Origin of the sequence: Candidatus Palauibacter sp., assembly GCF_965208055.1 — a bacterium.
Taxonomy (GTDB): Bacteria; Gemmatimonadota; Gemmatimonadetes; order Palauibacterales; family Palauibacteraceae; genus Palauibacter.
Genome location: NZ_CBDBNY010000004.1, coordinates 3,651,239 through 3,670,047, shown reverse-complemented (window position 1 = coordinate 3,670,047; position 18,809 = coordinate 3,651,239). Strand labels below are relative to the sequence as shown.

The window sequence follows — 18,809 nt, the reverse complement described above, 5'->3', positions numbered from 1 at the left end:
CGTTCCTCCAGACCGTGCGAGCCGCCGGAATCCCGGAGGCGCTCTCGCGGCGTGGCGCCCGTGCGTCCGTCCACCCGCTCCCGGGGGCGGGATCCGCCGCCCTTGCGCTCGCGCTCGACGACCTGGCGGTCGGCGCGCCCGTCGTCCTCGTCGCCGAGACGCCCGAGCGGGCCGAGGCGCTCCACGAGGATCTCCGCACGCTCGGCGCCGGCGGCGCCCGCTGCTACCCGCAGCGAGAGGCCCTCCCGTACGAGGATGCGGACCCTCACATCGAGATCGAGGCCCAGCGCGTGGACGCCATCGGGGCGCTGCTCGACGGCCAATGCCGCATCCTCGCGACGACGGCCCGCGCGCTCGCCGAACGCGCGCCGATCCCGGTCGGCCCGGGCACGAGCCTCGCTCTCACAATCCGGCGCGGGACCACGCACCCCCTGGCCGAACTCGACGGACGCCTGGAGCAGATGGGATTCGACCGCACCCACACGGTGCGTGAAGTCGGGGACTACGCGATCCGCGGCGGGATCGTGGATCTGTTCCCGTTCGGACATCCGGCGCCGCTGCGGATCGAACTCTGGGGCGACGAAGTGGAGTCGGTGCGCCGCTTCGACGCGCTCACGCAGCGTTCGACCGAAACCCTGCCGAGCGTGGATGTCCTGCCGATCGCGCTTCGGGGCTCCGAAACGGCGGGCGATGTCGAGCGGCGCGCCCTCCTCGAGACGCTGCCTCCGACGGCGCTCGCTCTGATCCTCGACCCGGACGGGGGCGTCCGGGCCCGCGAACGCCTGTGGGATGAGGTCCGGGACGCGAGGCACCGGGTCGGGGCCGCCGCGGAGCCGGTCGAGTCTCTCGTCCTCCCGCCCGCCGAGGCGGAACGGCGGCTCGCGGCGTTCCGCCTCCTCGAGATCGCGGCCCCGGAGCAAAGCTCGGAGCAGAACTCGGAGCAGAGTTCGGATCAGGGTTCGCCGGCCGCGATTCGGCTGCCGGTCGAGCCTCCACCCTCCATAGACCGCGACATGAAACGGCTCGTAGCGGAGATCGGAACGGCGCGGGCCCGCGGCGAACGCCTCCTCGTCTTCTGCGACAACGACGGCCAGGTCGAGCGGCTGGAGGAGATCCTCACCGAGCGCGGAGGCGCGGCGCTCGCCCGTGAGGTCGCCCTCGCCATCGGATCGCTCAGCGGCGGGTTCAGGGTCGGGGTCCCCGGCACCCTGCTCATCCTCACGGATCACGAGGTCTTCCGGCGCCGGTATCGCCGCCACCGCGTGCGGCTGCGCGGCGCCGCCACCATCGAATCCATCGCGGCCATCGAACCCGGCGACTACGTGGTTCACATGGAGCACGGGATCGGCCGCTACATGGGCCTGCAGCGGGTCGAGGTGCGCGGCGAGACGATCGAGACGATGGAGATCCGTTACGCCGACGGTGAGATCCTCAGACTTCCGCACTATCGGCTGGACCTCATCGAACGGTGGAGCGCCGCCGGCCCCGACGCGCGGCCGCCCACGGTCCACAAGCTCGGCCGGCGGAAGTGGAAGCAACTCCGGAACCGGACCGTCGCGGCGATCGAGGCTACCGCGGTCGAACTCCTCCAACTCTACGCGCGGCGCAAGATGTCGCCCGGCCGCGCTTTCCCGGCCGAGACCGCCTGGCAGCGCGAGATGGAATCCGCCTTCCTCTACGATGAGACGCCGGATCAGCTCAGCGCCTGGGCGGCCGTCCGCCGGGATCTCGAGGCGCCGGTCCCGATGGATCGCCTGGTGTGCGGGGACGTCGGCTTCGGGAAGACGGAGGTCGCGATCCGCGCAGCGTTCAAGGCGGTACAGGATGGCGCGCAGGTCGCCGTGCTCGCCCCGACCACGATTCTCGCGGACCAGCACCTCACCACCTTCCGCGAGCGCCTCGCGGGCTTCCCCGTGAACGTGGATGGGTTGTCGCGCTTCCGCACCCCCCGCGAGCAGCGCGAGGTCGTCGCGGGGCTCGCAGCCGGGACCATCGACATCGTCATCGGCACGCACCGGCTCCTCTCGCGCGACGTCGAATTCCGCGACCTGGGCCTCCTCATCGTGGACGAGGAACAGCGTTTCGGCGTTCGCCAGAAGGAGCGGCTGAAGGAGTACCGCGAGACGGTGGATGTCCTCACCCTCACGGCGACCCCCATCCCCCGCACCCTTCACCTGGCGCTCGGCGGACTGCGCGACCTCTCCACGATCCGCACGCCGCCGCGAAACCGCATGCCGATTATCACGCACGTGCTGTCCTGGGATGACGGGATCCTGGAGGAGGCTCTGCGGCGCGAGTTCGACCGCGGCGGGCAGGTGTTCTTCGTCCACGACCGCGTGGAGACGATCCGCGCCGTCGCGAGCCGGGTGGAAAGGCTGATGCCCGACGCGCGGGCCGCGATCGCACACGGCCAGATGCCGGAGCGCGAACTCGAGGACGTCATGCACCGCTTCGTCGACGGCGAGCTCGATCTGCTCATCTGCACGTCCATCATCGAGAACGGACTCGACGTCCCGTCCGCAAACACGATGATCGTCCACCGGGCCCACAACTTCGGCCTTGCCCAGCTCTACCAGCTGCGGGGGCGGGTCGGCCGCTCTCACCGCCGGGCCTACTGCTATCTCGTCGTCCCCTCCGATGTCGCCCCGGATGCGGCGGAGCGGCTGCGCGTGCTCGAGCACCACACCGAACTGGGATCGGGATACCAGGTCGCGCTCAAGGACCTCGAGCTGCGGGGGGCGGGGAACCTCTTGGGCGGGGAGCAGAGCGGCTTCGCCACCGCGGTCGGGATCGAGACCTGGCAGCGGCTCGTCGAGAGCACCCTCCGGCGATTGAGGGGGGAGTCGTCGGACCCCGCGCCGCGCGCCCGGGTCTCCGTGGACGGAGAATCGTTCCTCCCCGATGCCTACGTCGCCGGGTCTCCGGTCAAGATGCATCTCTATCGCCGTCTCTCGCGTCTCACGAAATGGGAGGAGGTGAAGGCGTTTCGTGCGGAACTCGAGGATCGCTTCGGTCGCCTTCCGCCCCCCGCGGCGCGTCTGCTCGCGGCGGCGGAACTCCGGATTCTCGGGGCGATGATCGGCGCGGACTGGATCCGGGCCTCCGACGACGACGCCCGCATCTCGTTCGAAGCCACGGCCTCGCCTCAGCTCAGGCTGCTTACGAACGCGCTCGCGGACCGCCAGCTGCACGTTGAAGTACGGCGGCTGGAACCGTTATCGTTGGTCCTGCGACGGGCGGGAACCGAGCCCCTCCTGCCGATGCTGGTGGAAGCCCTGGGAATCCTGGCGGCGCCGGGGCGCACGGAGGCGAAGGAAGTGAGAGTTCCGGTGACCGCGGGAGGAGTCTAGCGTGATCGATAGCAATCCTGGAATGAAGGCCCTCCGGGCCGGCGCCTGCCTGCTCGCGGCGCCGCTCGCCCTCAGCGCGCCGCTCTCCGCGCTTCAGGAGAACGAACCCGTCGCGCCCGACACCGTCGTCGCGACGGAGTTCCCCGCCGGCGTGGAAACGCTCGACCGGGTCGTGGCCGTGGTCGGCGACACGGCGATTCTGTTCTCCGACCTGCAGATCACGCTCTACCAGCTGCAGGGTGCCGGCGCCCGGATCCCGCCCGAGGGTTCGGATCGATGGAAGGCATTCGCCGACGACGTGCTCGAGGCGATGATCGACGACCTCATTTATCTCCAGCAGGCGAAGAACGCGGGAATTACGGTGCCCGAGGATCGCGTGACCCAGATGGCGGACGACATCTTTGCGGAGAGGCGATCCCGGTTCTCCTCGGATGATGAGATGATGCTGGCGGTGGAGGAGACGGGCATGAACATGCTCCAGTTCCGCCAGATGCTCCGTTCGCAGGCCCAGGCGGAGGGAATGCGCCAGGCCTACCGGTTCGAACTCGAGCAACGCACCGACCTGCCGCCCGTCATCGTCAGCGAGGAGGAGGTGGAAGCCGCCTTCGACGAGTTCGCGCAGAACCAGCCGCCTCGCCCGGCGCTCGTCTCGTTCAACCGGCTTGTGGTCACGCCGTCTCCGAGCGGATCGGCGCGGGACAGCGCCCTGGCCCGCACGATTCGCGTCCAGAACGACTTCGCGAACGAAGAGGAGTTCTCGGTCCTCGCCCGCCGCCATTCCGACGATGAAGGGACCAGGGAGCAGGGCGGCGAGTTGGGCTGGATGAGCCGCGAACTGCTCGTGAAACCGTTCGGCGACGCCGCCTGGGGGGCGCGCCCCGGCCAGACCTTGGGTCCGGTGCAGACGCAGTTCGGACTCCACTTCATCAAGGTCGAGCGCCAGCGGGGGGCGGAGCGTTTTCTGCGCCACATCCTCCTGCGCCCCGAGATCAAGGACGAAGACATCGAGGAAGCCCGGACGCTCGCGATTCAGATCGCGGACAGCCTGCGGGCGGGGGCCGACCCCGAACGACTCCTGGCCGTGTTCCGTGGACAGGTGGCCGATGAGGCGATCCGCTTCGACGATGTCCCGCTCGGGAGTCTGGTCAGCCAGTTCACGGGCGGGGGCGCCGAATCCGGACTCACCGCCCCGACGGCCGGGATGGTGTACGGGCCGCTGCCGATGCAGCGCGGCGGTCCCACCGAGTTCGGACTCGTCCACATCCTGACGTTTCGTCCCGAGGGCCCGATCGAGATCGGCGACGTGCGGGATCAGATCCGGCAGAGCCTCCGTACGCGCAAGCAGATCGACATCATCCTCGAAGAGGTGCGCGCCAACACGTACATCGATGTGAGATTCTGAGGAGGATGACTCACATGCCGCGCCTCGGGATCACGCTGGGGGATCCGCGCGGGATCGGCCCGGAGGTGACCGCGGCGGCGCTCTCCTCGTTCTCGGGGCTGGACGGGATCGAGGCGGTCCTCGTGGGGCCGCGGTCGCTCGGCGAGGTGGAGGACCGCCTGGCAGGGGTGCCGCGGGAGACGGTGGGCGACTGGGACCCCGCGGGCGGCGAGAGGCTCGCGGGCATGTTGTCGGGGCGCGCCATCGAACGGGCCGTCGCGATGGCGCGGACGGGGGAGATCGACGGCATCGTCACGGCGCCCATCAGCAAGGCCGCCCTGCGGGCCGCGGGGTACCCGCACCCCGGGCATACGGAGTTCCTCCAGGAACTGGCCGGAGTGCACGAGGTCACGATGATGATGGCCGCGGAGCGCACGCCGCTCGGCGGATCCCTGCGCCTGGCGCTCCTCACCGCGCATTTGCCTCTGCGCGACGTACCTTCCGTGCTCGACGCGGATCTCTTCGCGCGCAGATCCCGGATCGCGATCGAAGCCCTGCGCGTCTGGTGGGGGATCGAACGGCCCCGCCTCGCCTTTGCGGGGCTCAATCCGCACGCGGGCGAGGGCGGGCTGTTCGGCGACGAAGAGATCGAGGTGTTCGCGCCGGCGCTCGCCCGGCTCGCTTCCGACCCCGAGGTGGACATCCTCGGAATCTTCCCCGGGGACACCATCTTCCTGAAGGCGCTGTCGGGGGAGGCGGACCTCATCGTGACGCCCTACCACGACGTGGGTCTCGCGGTGCTGAAGACGATCGCGATGAACGAAGGCGTGAACGTGACGGCCGGGCTTCCCTTCCCGCGTACTTCGCCGGATCACGGCACGGCCATGGATATCGCGGGGCGCGGGATCGCGGACCCGGGGGCCATGCGCGCCGCGATCGACCTCTGTGCCCGGTTCTGCGCGGCGCGGGCGGTCGCGAGATGATCTCGCTCAGGAACGTCTCGAAGGCATACCCGCGCTCCGGAGACGCGCTGCGGGAAGTTTCGTTCCGTCTCGGTAAGGGGGAGTTCGCCTTCCTCACCGGGCCGTCGGGGGCGGGCAAGTCGACCGTGCTCGAGCTGATCCACTTCCAAACCCGGCCGACCGAAGGCGAGGTTCAGGTCTCGCGCTATCACTCGAAGCGGGTCCGCCGCCGGGACATCCCCGCGCTGCGGCGACGCGTGGGGTTCGTGTTTCAGGACTTCAAGCTGCTGGAACGGCTGACCGCCGCGGAAAACGTGGCCTTCGCGCTCGAGGTCATCGGGACGCCGCGACGCGAGATCGCCGGGCGCGTCCAGCGGCTGCTGAGCCAGGTCGGCCTCGCCGCGCGCGCCCGCTCGAGACCCTCGGAACTGTCGGGCGGGGAGCGGCAGCGCGTGGCGGTGGCGCGCGCCCTCGCCACGGAACCGCGGATCCTGCTCGCGGACGAGCCGACGGGCAACCTCGACCCCGACGCCGCGGGCGGGGTGTTCGAGTTGTTCCGGATGCTGAACCGCCTCGGCACGGCCGTGCTCATGGCGACGCACGACGCGGATTTCGTGCGCCGACATGCGGAGATCCGCAGACTCGAACTGGAGGACGGGCGACTCGTCCGCGATTCCGCCGCGTGAGAGCCCTGCGCGAAGCGCTCGCCGGCTTCCGGCGCACCCCCCTGCTGTGCGCCCTCTCCATCGGAGCGATCGGGCTCAGCCTCGTGATCCTCGGTCTCTTCGGGCTCGTTGCGCACAATATCGGCGGCGCGATCAGCGACGTCGAACGCCGCGTGGAGGTCGTCGGCTACCTGCTCGATGACGCCGCCTCGGAACAGGTGCGGGCCGCCCGGCGGGAGTTGGAGGCGCTGCCGGCGGTTGAGTCGGTGCGCTACGTCTCGAAGGACGAGGCGCTGGAGCGGGCGCGGCGCGATCTCGTCGAGTTCTCGAACGTCTACGGGGAACTGCTGGTGAACCCGCTTCCCGCCTCGTTTCACCTCAGGCTCCGGGAGGGCTTCCGAACTCCGGAAGCGGTGTCGGAGACCGCGAGCCTGCTCGCGGCGTATCCGTTCATCGAGGAGGCGCGGTTCGGGGATGAGTGGGTGGAGCGGCTCTTCGCCCTGCGGAGCGCGGCGACGGGAATCGCCCTCGCCCTGGGCGGCGGGTTCGCGCTGGTCGCGATGCTGCTCATCGTCACGACGGTGCGCATGGCCATCCTCGCGCGCGGCGAAGAGATCGAGATCATGCAGATCGTGGGCGCGCGCGAAGGCTACATCCAGCGGCCTTTCCTCCTCGAGGGCGCGGTCACCGGGCTCGCGGGCGGACTGCTCGCGCTCGGCGTCACGCGACTCGTGTACGTCGTCTTCCCGGCGCGTTTCGCGGCCCTCGAATCTCTCGCGTGGCTCCCGCACCTCTGGACCGCGACCGGCGTCGCGACCGCCGCCGCGCTCGGCCTGCTCGCCGCCGCATTCTCCGTGCACCGTGAGGTGGGACGGGCGTATGGCCCGTCCTGACCGCGCGACCGGGGGCGCGCGAGGTCGCGCCTGGACGGCGCGGCTCGTGGCGGCCGTGACCGTCGCCGCCGCGGCGAGCCCGGCGTGGACCGCACCCGCGACCGCGCAGGAGTCGCCGGATGTGCGGCGGCGCCTCGACGAGAGCCAGGCGCGGCTCGATCTCATCCGCGAAGAACGACAGCGGCTGCGGCGGGAACTCGAGGGGATCGCCGGCCGGGTCAGCGGCGATTCGGCCGAACTCCTGAACATCGAACGACAGATCGCCACCTCGTCGAGCCTCCTGGCCGAGTTCGACGTTCAACTGCGCGCGCTATCGGAGCGGTTGACGACGATGACGCGACAGATGCTGCTCACGCGCGACGACCTCACGGCCCGCCAGGTCGTGCTCCGGGGACGGCTCCGCGACATCTACAAGCGCGGCCCCCTCCGCGCCGTCGAGGTGCTCCTCTCCGCGCGGTCGTTCTCGGACCTGCTCAATCGCTACCGGTATCTGCGCGACATCGCCGTCTTCGACCGCATGCTCCTGGAGGACGTGAAGAAGCTCGAGGACACGCTCGCGGACCTGCGCGGCGGATTGGGTCGGGAAAGCGACCGAATCGCCCGCGTGCGGGCGGAGAACCTCCGGGAATACGACGAGTTGGCGGGGTTGGAGCGGCAGCGACAGGAGCGGCTGCGGCGATTCGCCGACCGCCGCGCCGAGGCGCAGTCGACGCTGGCGCGGCTGGCGAGGGAAGAGGCCGAACTGCGCGCGCTCATCGGGGGGCTCGAAGAACGACGCCGCTCGGCGGAACGCGCGGCCGGCACGGCGTCGGTCTCATCCTTGACGACGGGCGATCTCGGGAGTCTCGCCTGGCCGGTCGAGGGGGAGATCCTCTGGCGCTTCGGGCCCGAGCGGGAGGGACGCACGACGATCCCGCGCGAAGGGATCGGGATCGCGGCGCCGCGCGGCACGCCCGTGAACGCGGTGGATCGCGGCACCGTCGCCTCCGTGGCGGCCCGCGCCTCGGGACAGACGGTGATCCTCGACCACGGAGGAGGTTTCTACTCGTCCTATCAGAAGCTCCTGGACGTCACGGTCCGCGAGGGGCAGCCGGTCGGCGAGGGACAGGCGATCGGGCACGTAGGCGGTGACACGACCCGGCCGCACATCGAGTTCCAGATCTACGAGCCGGGGGCGGTGGGGCCCCGCGCGGTGGATCCGGTCCGGTGGCTGAGGGATCGCCGGTGAAGGGCGAGCGTCCCTGGGGACAGGAAGACCTCCTGCGGCGCCTGGCCGGCGCCGTCGCGGGCCGGCGACTGCCGCAGTCGCTCCTCGTCCACGGCCCGGAGGGCGTCGGCAAGCGCTCGCTGGCCCTGTGGATCGCGCGCGCGCTCCAGTGCGAGGCCGTGGAGACCGCGGAAACCGCGGAGGCGCCCTGCGAAGCGTGCCGCAACTGCCGCATGGCGGCGCGGCTGGAGCACCCGGACATCCACGTCCATTTTCCGATGCCGCGCCCGAAGCGGGCCGCCTCGCGGGCCAAGCTGCGGGAGGCCATCGAGGCGCAGCGGCACGAGCGTCTCGCCCTCCTGCGGGAGGATCTCCATGCGCGCCTGGACCCGGACGCGGTCACGGGACTCTATGTGGCCGCCGTGGAGAACATCCGGGACCAGGCGTCCCGGCGTCCGTCGATGGCGCGCAAGTCGGTGTTCGTGATCGAGGACGCGGAACGGATGGTGCCGCAGAGCGCCAGCCCCGAGGCGGCGAACGCCTTTCTCAAGCTTCTGGAGGAACCGCCGCCGTTCGCGTATATCGTGCTCACGAGCGGCCGTCCGGACGCCCTTCTGCCGACGATCCGGTCCCGCACGGTGCCGCTCCGCATCGCCCCGCTGCCGACCGAACGCGTGGCGGCCTACGTGGCGGAACACCTCGGCGTTCGCGACGCCGACCGGGCGCGGGGGGTGGCACGGCGGGCCGGCGGCGCCGTCTACCGGGCGCGCGCGCTCGCCCACTCCGAGGGCGGCGAGTCCGGGGCCGGCGAATCCGGGGCGGCCGCGGACGGTCTGCTCGCCGCCGCCCTCGACGGCACGCCCCGGGCGCGCTATCGCGCCGCGTCCCGCTTCTCCGCCCGTGGCGCGCGGGGAGAGTTGGAACCGGCACTCGAGGCGCTGCGCATCCGCCTTCGGGACATGCTCTGCGTCGCCGCGGGAGCGGCCGATGCGGCGCTCGACCCGGATCGCATGAAGGATCGCATAAAGGATCGCAAGAAGGGGTCCAAGGGGTCCGGCGGAGCGGGAAGCCCGGGCGCCCCCGGGGCGGGCGGCGGGCCGGCGGAAGGCGCGGTGCTCGAAGCCCTCGGGGCCGTCGATGCAGCCATGGAAGGGGTGGGCCGCAACCTGAATCCGCAGGCGACGACGGCCCTTCTGCTGGAGGAGATGAGCGCGGCCTTCGCCGGTCGCTCCACTGGCCGGACGGCGGGAACACCGCAGTTTGCGGGGGTACTGAGAAGTCTGTGACGGGAGGCAGCTTCGTGGACGGACTCACACATCTGGACCCGGACGGGCGGGTGCGAATGGTCGACGTGGGAGAGAAACCTCTCACGCGACGCGTGGCCGTGGCCGAGGGCCGGATCCGAATGCGCCGCGCGACGCTCGATGCCATCCGGGCGGGCGAGGTCGAGAAGGGAGAGGCGCTCGCCGTGGCGCGCCTTGCGGCGATTCAGGGGGCCAAGGCGGCGTCCGCGCTCATCCCGCTCTGCCATCCGATCCCCCTCGACGCGGTCGATGTCGACCTCGAGGCCGAGGCGTCGCCGCCCGCCTACCGGCTCAGCGTGCGGGCCTCGGCGGAGTGGCGCACGGGTGTCGAGATGGAGGCGATGGCCGGCGTCGCGGCCGGCCTGCTCGCCCTGTACGACATGTGCAAGGCGATCGACCGGGGCATGGCGCTGGGACCGATTCGACTCCTGGAGAAGCGCGGGGGACGATCGGGCGCCTGGACGGCGGACGCGAAGTGATGCGGCTACGGGGGATACAGGGGATTCGGGGGACGCCGTGAACCACGGACAAACGCTCCGGAAGAAGATCGAGTCGGGCACGGCCCGGGTGGGCGTACTCGGGCTCGGCTATGTCGGTCTGCCCGTCGTCACGGCGTTCTCCGGCGCCGGCTTCCGGACGCTGGGGTTCGACATCGACGAGCGGGTCGTGCATCGGGTGAAGCGCGGCGAATCCCACATCGGCGATGTGCCGGCGCGGGCCGTCGCCGCCGTCGTCGAGAGCGGCCTCCTCGACGCGACCGCGGACTTCGGCCGGCTCGGCGAGATGGACGCCGTCATCATCTGCGTCCCCACGCCGCTCGGGAAGACCGGGGACCCCGACGTATCCCATATTCTCGACGCCCTCGGACACATCCGAGACGGCCTCCGGCCCGGCCAACTCATCGTCCTCGAGTCGACCACCTATCCGGGCACGACGCGGGAGCTTCTGCAGCCGGAACTCGAACAGGGCGGGCTCACGGCGGGAAAGGAGTTCTTCCTCGCCTTCAGCCCGGAGCGCGTCGACCCCGGCAACCCCGTCTACACGTTCACGAACACGGCGAAGGTCGTGGGCGGACTGACCGCCTCGTGCCGCGAACTCGCCGCCGGCCTCTATGAACGGGTCATCGACGAGGTCGTGAGCGTTTCGTCGCCCGAGGTCGCGGAACTCACGAAGCTGCTCGAGAACACCTTCCGCGCCGTGAACATCGGCCTCGTGAACGAGATGGCGGTGATCGCGGATCGTCTGGGGATCGACATCGGCGAGGCCGTCGAGGCCGCGGCGACGAAGCCCTACGGCTTCATGCGTTTCACGCCCGGCCCCGGCCTGGGCGGCCATTGCCTCCCGATCGACCCGCAATACCTCGCCTGGAAGATGCGGACGCTGCAGTACCGGACCCGCTTCATCGAACTCGCCGCCGAGGTCAACGCGGAGATGCCGCGCTACGTCGTGGATCGCGTCGCGCAGGCGCTCAACCGGCATCGACTGCCGCTCAACGGCAGCCGCGTCCTGCTGCTGGGCGTCGCCTACAAGCCGGGAGTCGGCGATGTCCGCGAGAGTCCGGCGCTCGACGTCATCGAACTCCTGCGCCGGCAGGGCGCCGAGGTCTCATACCACGATCCGTTCGTGCCGAGGCTCGCGCCGGAGGGCGGAGACCTCGAATCGCAGCCCCTGACGGCGGAACTGCTCGCATCGAGCCACGCGACGGTCGTCATCACGGATCACCCGCAGGTGGACTACGGTCTCGTGCTCGAGAAGGCACGGATCATCGTCGATACGCGTAACGGCCTGACGAGACAGCCCGGGGAGCATCAGCCCGGGGAGCGTGGAGAGCATCGGGAGCCGGGCGGTGCGACCCTCTATCCGCTTTCCGGCCCGCCCCGCGGCGGCTCAGCGCCGGATCTCGAGCCGGTCGCCGGGATGGATCCGGGTCGAGGAGAGGCGATTCCATTCGATGAGGTCGCGCGTCGATACCGAGTGTCGGCGGGCGATCAGCCATAGCGAGTCGCCCGGCCGGACCACGATCGTCACGGGTCCAGCGCCGTTGCTCGCGGACCCGGCCGACCCCGTTCCCGCCCGCCGGCCGGCGCCCGGAATCAGCAACTCCTGGCCGATCTGAAGGCGACGCGGGTTTACATTGCCGTTCGCGGCCCGCAACGCAGCCACCGACACGCCGTATCGCTGCGCGATCACGGCCAGCGTCTGCCCGCGCTGCACCGTGACGACCGTCGTCCCCTCGGCATTCGTCCGCGCGGTGAGCGGGCTCGCGTTCGAATTCCTGGCGATCGTGGCGCCGGAGGCTCGCGCCGACCGGGGCACCACGAGTTGCTGACCGATCTGCAGGCGACGCGGGTTCAGGTTGCCGTTCGCCGCGCGCAGCGCCGCCACCGACACCCCGTACTGCTGTCCGATCCACCCCAGCGTGTGACCGCTCTGGACCGTGTGGAACGTCCACGTCACCCGCTCATCCGCCGGCACGGCGGCATACCGCGCCGCGAACCGGGCGGCCCCCTCGACCGGGACCCGAACCTCGACATCCCGGTGCGGCGGGGTCACGTCGCGCGGAAACTCGGGGTTGAGGAGGTTGATCGTCTCCTCGTCGGTCCCGGCGACCTCGGCCAGGACATCGAAGCTCGTCGCGTCGGGCACACGGACTTTCACATGCTCCGGGATCGTCTCTCCCTCCGGATCCGGGAACCCGTAGCGCGCGGGATCGTGTCCGATCATGGCCGCCGCGATGATCTTCGGCACGTAGTCGCGCGTCTCGCGGCGCAGCAGACGGCGGTCGGCGAGATCCCAGAAGGTCGCGCCCGGCACGGTGCGAAGGCCGCGGCGGACCCGGTTCGGCCCTCCGTTGTAGCCCGCCGCCGCGAGGTACCAGGAACCGAACTCGTCGTAGAGATCCTTGAGGTGACGGACCGCGGCGTCCGTCGCCTTCTCCGGGTCTCTCCGTTCATCCATCCAGTAGGATATTTCGAGGCCGTACTGGCGCCCCGTGCCCGCGATGAACTGCCACAGGCCCACGGCGCTCGCACGGCTGTAGGCGTTGGGGTTCATCCCGCTCTCGATGAGCGAGAGGTAGATGAGGTCCTGCGGCAGCCCCGCCTCGCGCAGCTTCCGGCGAATCATGGGCTCGTAGCGGGTCTTGCGGCCGAGGTAGGTCGCGAAGCGTTCGCCGATGGCGGTCTGGAAGTAGTGGACCCACGACGCGACGCGCTCGTTCATCTCGAGCCTGAAAACGCGCGCATCCTCGCTTTCGTGGACGAGGCCCATCGGGTCGCCGCCGAGCATCTCGCGGATCGCTCGATCGATCTCCGCCGCGGTCGGCCCCGCGACCGTTTCGTCCGCCGGATCCGGCACGACCGGGTCCTCCGGCATCAGCTCGTCGCCCGGCGCCGCAGCGTCCCCCATCTCCGGGGTCGCTTCGGATGGATCCGCCGCGCCGGTCTCGAGCGGTCCCGGTTCGACGTTCACGGTCTCCGGCGCCGGGCCGGCATCGGGTGGACGCTGCGTGAACGCGCAGCCGTGCAGAACGAGCGCCGCGAGCACCGGACCGGCCCAATGAAGACACGCCCCGAAGGGCGTTCTCGATGATCTTCTCGACGATCTTCTCGACGATCGATGGGTCATCAGGTGGCTAATCCTCGGCTAGACGTGGTAGTTGGGGGCCTCGCGCGTGATCACGACATCGTGCGGATGGGACTCGCGAAGTCCGCCGGGAGTGATGCGGAGGAAGCGGGCAGCACGGCGGAGTTCGTCGACGGCGGCGACGCCGCAGTACCCCATGCCACTCCGAAGACCGCCGACCATCTGGAACACGGTGTCCGACACCGGCCCCTTGTAGGGCACCCGGCCTTCGATCCCCTCGGGGACCAGTTTCCGGGCGGCCGACCCCTCCTGGAAGTACCGGTCCGCCGAGCCGGCCTGCATGGCCGCAAGCGAACCCATGCCGCGGATCACCTTGAAGCGCCGGCCCTCGAGGAGGAAGGCTTCGCCGGGGCTCTCGTCGGTGCCCGCGAACATGGAGCCGAGCATGCACGTCTCCGCTCCCGCCGCGATCGCCTTCACGAGATCGCCGGAATACTTGATGCCGCCGTCACCGATCACGGGCACCCGGCCCTCCGCCCCCGCCACGCTGTCCTCGATCGCGGTGACCTGAGGCACGCCGACGCCCGTGACGACGCGCGTCGTGCAGATGGATCCCGGCCCCACACCGACCTTGACCGCGTCCACGCCCCGCTCGACGAGCGCCGCCGCCCCTTCGCGGGTCGCGACGTTGCCGGCAATGAGGTCGATGTCGGGGAGCGCCTCCCGGACCCGGGCGACGGCCTGGAGGACGCCCTCGGAGTGTCCGTGCGCGCTGTCGACGACGATGACGTCCACTCCGGCCGCGGCGAGTTCCCGCGCCCGCTCGAGGTCGGTCCGGCTCGCCCCCACGGCGGCCCCTACCCGCAGCCGTCCGTGGCCATCCTTCGTCGCGTTGGGAAACTGCCGGCGCTTGAAGATGTCCTTGACCGTGATGAGCCCGGCGAGCCGCCCGTCCTCTCCCACCACGGGGAGTTTCTCGATCTTGTGACGGCGGAGAATCTCCTCGGCCTCCTCGAGCGAAGTCCCGGTCGGCGCCGTAACGAGCTTCTCGCTCGTCATCACGTCCCGCACCGGTCGCGAGAGGTCGGTCTCGAACACCAGGTCCCGGTTGGTCAGAATCCCGACGAGCGCCCCGCCCTCGTCCACGATCGGGACCCCGCTGATCGAAAACTCCCTCATTCGCCGCCGGGCCTCGCCCAGCGTGGCGTCGGGCCCGAGCGTGATGGGGTCCAGAATCATCCCGCTCTCGGACCGTTTCACCCGGTCGACCTGCTGGGCCTGGGCTTCGACCGACATGTTCCTGTGGATGATGCCGATCCCGCCCTCGCGCGCGAGCGCGATGGCCATGCGGTACTCCGTCACCGTGTCCATGGCGGCGGAGAGCAGCGGAATCTGGAGTCGGATGCGCGAGGTCAGGCGGGTGGAGACGTCGACATCCGCCGGATGGACGAGCGCGTGCCCGGGAGCGAGCAGAACGTCGTCGAAGGTGAGCGCTTCGCGGCTGGAGCGGGGCATGGGAGCTTCCATGCGCCATCGTAGGCGACGGCCCGCGCGACGTCAACGAGCGGACCGCCGTTCGACCGCCGCGACGATCGCGTGCGTCGTCGTCGATGCTACGGGTCGACCACGATCTCGCGCGTCTCGGGCGGAGGACGATCCTCGGTGGGCTCCGGTTCCGGGTTGCCCGCTTCGAGTTCGGCGAGGAATCCGCGCCCGGCTTCGCGGAACGAGTCGATCACGCGGTCGGCCGCGCCGAGCACCTTCATCGTTCCCTTGACCGCCGTCGTCGAGGCCCGCGTCCTGCGCAACCCCCGGTGGACGGATTCGGCGAAGTGCTGGAACGGATCCGCCCCGGCGGCCGGCCGGGAGGCGTACCTCGAAGCGAGATAGTCGATGAAATCGACGACCTCGTACTGCTTGTCCTCGGGGAGAGCCTGGAGCTTCCTCCAGATCTTCTTCCTCAGAATCTCGTTCATTCCTTCTTCGGCCATGGCGCCTTTCCGACTCCGCGGTCGCCCGAACCCGTCCGGCGTTCTTTCCGCCGATCCCCATCGCCGGCGCCCCTCCGCCGGTCCCCCTCATACTCCGCCCGACCGGGGGCAGGTTTCAAGTACGCGGGGCGCGAGGGGTTCCGCCGTCCGCCGCCGCAAGCATAACATGTAGTGTGTGAAAACCGCCTATGCTCTCGCCTGCGAAGCACTCGCGGCGGCCCCTCGCCGATGGCTCGTCACGGGGGGCGCCGGCTTCATCGGATCCCACCTCATCGAGCGGCTCCTGGCGCTGGGACAGGAGGTCGTGGCGCTCGACGACCTCTCGACCGGACACCGCGGCAACATCGACGAAGCCGTGGCGGCCTCGGGCGCCCCCGCGGATCGGTGCCGTTTCGTAAAGCGGGACATCGTCGATGCCGATGCCGTCGCCGAGGCGTGCCGCGAGGTCGACATCGTGCTGCACCAGGCCGCGCTGGGTTCGGTGCCCCGGTCCGTGAAGGAGCCGCAGGAGACGTATGCCCGCAACGTCGCGGGGTTCATCAACGTGCTCGACGCGGCCCGCGACGTCGGCGTCTCCCGCCTCGTCTACGCATCCTCGAGTTCGGTGTACGGGGATTCGCCCCACCTCCCGAAGGCGGAAGCCCACATCGGCAACCCGGCATCGCCCTACGCGGCCACGAAGCGCGTAAACGAATTGTACGCCGAGATGTACCGCCGCAGCTACAACCTCGAGATCGTCGGACTCCGTTACTTCAACGTCTTCGGCAGGAGGCAGGCTCCCAACGGACCGTACGCCGCCGTCATACCGCGCTGGACCCTGCGGCTGCTCGCGGGAGAGCCGTGCCAGATCTACGGTGACGGCAAGACGACCCGGGATTACTGCTACATCGACAACGTGGTACAGGCGAACCTGCTCGCCGCCGCGGCGGGGGCGGAGACGGCCCGCGGCGTCTACAACGTCGCCGCGGGCGATGCGACGACGCTGAACGAACTGTTCGGCCTCATCCGGTCGGGGCTCGCGGAGAAGCGGCCGGACGTGGGAAGCGCGGAACCCGTGTACGAGCGCTTCCGGGCCGGTGACGTACGGCATTCCTACGCGGACATCTCGAAGGCTCGGGAACGGCTCGGATACGAACCCCGCTGGACGCTCCTCGAGGGCCTTCGGTCCACGCTCGACTGGTACGCCGCCCTCTGAGCAGCGGGGACTGGCCTGCGGGCGCCCGTCCTCCGGGGCTGCCGGGGCCCGACCTTCACGTCTGGAGGATCGACCTCTCGGCCCGCCGCGAGAGCGGCGGCGGCGAACTCCTGAGTCCGGACGAGCGGGCCCGCGCCGAGCGGCTCGTCAGCGCGAAGGCGCGCGCCCGGTTCCGCCGCGCCCGCATCGCGCTGCGATGTCTCCTCTCCGAGTACCTGCGCGTCCCGCCCGGGGAGTTGGCGCTGGCGTACGGAGAGCATGGAAAGCCCCGGCTGGTGTCGGCACGAGGGGGGGACGGGGACGGGGACGCTCCCCCGTTCTTCTTCAATCTCAGCCACTCGGGCGGACTCGCGCTGTGCGCCGTGGGCCAACTCGGCGAGATCGGCGTCGACATCGAACGCATCCGGCCGCTCAGCTATCCGGGGGGCCTCGCCCGCGACCACCTCTCCCCCGAAGAGCGGCGCCTCCGGTCCGACTGGGAGACGGAGGCGGCCCGGCCGGAGTTCTTCCGGATCTGGGCCCGGAAGGAATCGATCCTCAAGGCCGCCGGACTGGGACTTTCGCGTCCGCTCGACCGCGTCGACACGATCCGGGGGGAACTGGATGGACGGTCGTGGTGGCTGACGGACGTCTTCCCGGGAGAGGGTTTCGCCGGCGCCGTGGCGTGCGCGCGCCGACCCGCCTCGGTGCGGCGGTGGAGCTGGCCGTGAGGAGGCGGCCGCACGGGCTGGGCACGGAGGTTGACGAGTGCGGACTTCCTGCCGATACTGCCCCGCGACATTGCGGGTCGTGCCCGACCGCCCAAGCGGAACCGAACGTACGAACCCCCCTTTGCAACAGGCTCCAGTGACCCGGAGGTCGCACCATGTCCGACGCCGTTTTCGCGGCACCCAGTGAACACTCCTCGCAGGTTCGATACGACGATTACGGGGGCGCCGTGGCCTCGGGCGATCGAGACGCGATCCTGAAGCTCTGCGAGGAGCTGAACGTCCGATTCCTTCGTCTGATCTTCATCGACATCAACGGCTTCGCCAAGAATGTCGAGGTCCCGGCGAGCAAGTTCGAGGAAGCTTTCGACGCCAAGGTCATGTTCGACGGCTCGTCGATCGCGGGCTACGTCCGCATCGAGGAGAGCGACATGCTCCTCCGGCCGGACCTGGACACGTTCCGGATCTTCCCGTGGGGGAATCCGGCCGCCCGTGTGGCGCAGATGTACTGCGACGTGCGGCGCCCCTACAACAAGCCGTTCGGGGGTTGCCCGCGCGCGGCGCTCAAGCGCGTCGTCGCCAGGGCCGAATCGATGGGCCTCACGATGTACGCCGCCGTCGAGGCCGAGTTCTTCCTCTTCAAGACGAATGAGGACGGGAGCTGCAACTTCGTCACGGGCGACGACGGCGGGTATTTCGACCTCACGCCGTCGGACCTCGCCGAGCGGGCGCGGCGCGAGATGGTCACCGGCATGGAGTCGATGGGGCTCGATATCGAGGCCGCGCACCACGAGGTCGCCGAAGGCCAGCACGAGATCGACTACAAGTACGGCGAGGCGCTGCGCACGGCCGACGACCTCATGACCTTCAAGTTCGTCGTCCGCAACATCGCGCTCGCGCACGGACTCCACGCGACGTTCATGCCGAAGCCCATCTTCGGCGCGAACGGGTCGGGCATGCACACGCACCAGTCGCTGTTCAAGGGCGGGAAGAACATCTTCCACGACGCGAACGCGGACTACGAGCTGGCCGACGTCATGCTCCACTACATCGGCGGCCTCAAGAAGCACGCGCGGGCGATCGCCGCGGTCACCAACCCGATCGTGAACAGCTACAAGCGGCTCGTGCCCGGGTACGAGGCACCGATTTCCATCGCGTGGTCGCAGCGGAACCGCTCGCCGATGATCCGAATCCCGGAGCAGCGGGGCCTGGGGACGAGGGCGGAGTTCCGGATGCCGGATCCGTCGTGCAACGGCTACCTGGCGCTGGCCGTCCAGCTCGCCGCCGGCCTCGACGGCATCGAGAACCGGATCGATCCCGGTCCGCCGCTCGACACGAACGTGTGGCAGCTTTCCGACGAGGAGCGCGAGCGGATCGGGCTCGAGGTGCTGCCCGCGAACCTGGGCGAGGCGGTGGAGGAGTTCGAGGCGAACGACGTCATGAGGGACGCGCTCGGAGACCACATCTCCGGGCAGTTCATCAGCCGCAAGAAGGCGGAATGGAGCGACTACGTGGCGTCGGTCTCCCAGTGGGAACTCGAACAGTACGTCAACTACTAGCCCGCTTCCG

General features: G+C 70.1%; 15 protein-coding genes. 12 read left to right on the top strand and 3 right to left on the bottom strand.

The window, feature by feature from the left end:
- Positions 1-14: 14 nt before the first annotated feature.
- The 9 genes from mfd to ACOGXI_RS16060 are packed head-to-tail and all read left to right on the top strand — an operon-like array spanning position 15 to position 11,760.
- A complete protein-coding gene (gene mfd, locus ACOGXI_RS16100; RefSeq protein ID WP_419939828.1) occupies positions 15-3,350 on the top strand; it encodes a transcription-repair coupling factor in 3,336 nt (1,111 codons plus the stop codon).
- A 1-nt stretch (position 3,351) separates the two neighbouring features.
- Positions 3,352-4,752, top strand: coding sequence for a peptidylprolyl isomerase (locus tag ACOGXI_RS16095; RefSeq protein WP_419939827.1), 1,401 nt, complete (start codon positions 3,352-3,354; stop codon positions 4,750-4,752).
- A 14-nt stretch (positions 4,753-4,766) separates the two neighbouring features.
- Complete coding sequence (gene pdxA / locus ACOGXI_RS16090) at positions 4,767-5,714, top strand: 4-hydroxythreonine-4-phosphate dehydrogenase PdxA (protein WP_419939826.1); 948 nt, start codon at positions 4,767-4,769, stop codon at positions 5,712-5,714.
- Positions 5,711-6,379 (top strand): cell division ATP-binding protein FtsE, encoded by a 669-nt coding sequence (gene ftsE, locus ACOGXI_RS16085; RefSeq protein WP_419939825.1) that lies wholly within the window; start codon positions 5,711-5,713, stop codon positions 6,377-6,379. The genes pdxA and ftsE overlap by 4 nt, the downstream gene beginning before the upstream one ends.
- On the top strand, positions 6,376-7,251 hold the full coding sequence (locus tag ACOGXI_RS16080) for a cell division protein FtsX (protein WP_419939824.1): 876 nt from the start codon (positions 6,376-6,378) through the stop codon (positions 7,249-7,251). Before ftsE ends, ACOGXI_RS16080 begins: the two co-directional genes overlap by 4 nt.
- A complete protein-coding gene (locus ACOGXI_RS16075) occupies positions 7,238-8,479 on the top strand; it encodes a murein hydrolase activator EnvC family protein (protein ID WP_419939823.1) in 1,242 nt (413 codons plus the stop codon). The genes ACOGXI_RS16080 and ACOGXI_RS16075 overlap by 14 nt, the downstream gene beginning before the upstream one ends.
- Positions 8,458-9,744, top strand: a complete 1,287-nt coding sequence (locus ACOGXI_RS16070; protein WP_419939822.1) for an ATP-binding protein — start codon at positions 8,458-8,460, stop codon at positions 9,742-9,744. The genes ACOGXI_RS16075 and ACOGXI_RS16070 overlap by 22 nt, the downstream gene beginning before the upstream one ends.
- 14 nt (positions 9,745-9,758) lie before the next feature.
- Positions 9,759-10,241 carry a cyclic pyranopterin monophosphate synthase MoaC gene (gene moaC / locus ACOGXI_RS16065; RefSeq protein ID WP_419939821.1) on the top strand — a complete coding sequence of 161 codons (483 nt, stop codon included), beginning with the start codon at positions 9,759-9,761 and terminating at the stop codon, positions 10,239-10,241.
- Between the two features lie 37 nt (positions 10,242-10,278).
- The gene (locus ACOGXI_RS16060) at positions 10,279-11,760 is read left to right on the top strand and encodes a nucleotide sugar dehydrogenase (protein WP_419939820.1); all 1,482 of its coding nucleotides are present in this window, start codon (positions 10,279-10,281) and stop codon (positions 11,758-11,760) included.
- Here the strand turns inward: ACOGXI_RS16060 and ACOGXI_RS16055 are convergent.
- The 3 genes from ACOGXI_RS16055 to ACOGXI_RS16045 all read right to left on the bottom strand — a co-directional run bounded on the left by ACOGXI_RS16055 (position 11,650) and on the right by ACOGXI_RS16045 (position 15,338).
- The gene (locus ACOGXI_RS16055) at positions 11,650-13,308 is read right to left on the bottom strand and encodes a LysM peptidoglycan-binding domain-containing protein (RefSeq protein WP_419939819.1); all 1,659 of its coding nucleotides are present in this window, start codon (positions 13,306-13,308) and stop codon (positions 11,650-11,652) included. The two genes, ACOGXI_RS16060 and ACOGXI_RS16055, sit on opposite strands and share 111 nt — an antisense overlap.
- Before the next feature lie 99 nt (positions 13,309-13,407).
- The gene (gene guaB / locus ACOGXI_RS16050) at positions 13,408-14,862 is read right to left on the bottom strand and encodes an IMP dehydrogenase (RefSeq protein WP_419939818.1); all 1,455 of its coding nucleotides are present in this window, start codon (positions 14,860-14,862) and stop codon (positions 13,408-13,410) included.
- A 98-nt stretch (positions 14,863-14,960) separates the two neighbouring features.
- Positions 14,961-15,338, bottom strand: coding sequence for a DUF2281 domain-containing protein (locus ACOGXI_RS16045; protein WP_419939817.1), 378 nt, complete (start codon positions 15,336-15,338; stop codon positions 14,961-14,963).
- A gap of 175 nt (positions 15,339-15,513) precedes the next feature.
- Between ACOGXI_RS16045 and ACOGXI_RS16040 the strand changes: the two genes are divergently transcribed.
- The 3 genes from ACOGXI_RS16040 to glnA all read left to right on the top strand — a co-directional run bounded on the left by ACOGXI_RS16040 (position 15,514) and on the right by glnA (position 18,799).
- Positions 15,514-16,533: an SDR family oxidoreductase gene (locus tag ACOGXI_RS16040; RefSeq protein ID WP_419939816.1), complete on the top strand. Its 1,020-nt coding sequence runs from the start codon at positions 15,514-15,516 to the stop codon at positions 16,531-16,533.
- Positions 16,467-17,243, top strand: coding sequence for a 4'-phosphopantetheinyl transferase family protein (locus ACOGXI_RS16035; protein ID WP_419940228.1), 777 nt, complete (start codon positions 16,467-16,469; stop codon positions 17,241-17,243). Before ACOGXI_RS16040 ends, ACOGXI_RS16035 begins: the two co-directional genes overlap by 67 nt.
- A gap of 155 nt (positions 17,244-17,398) precedes the next feature.
- Entirely contained in the window at positions 17,399-18,799 is a 1,401-nt protein-coding gene (glnA, locus tag ACOGXI_RS16030) for a type I glutamate--ammonia ligase (protein ID WP_419939815.1), read from the top strand.
- Positions 18,800-18,809: the final 10 nt, after the last annotated feature.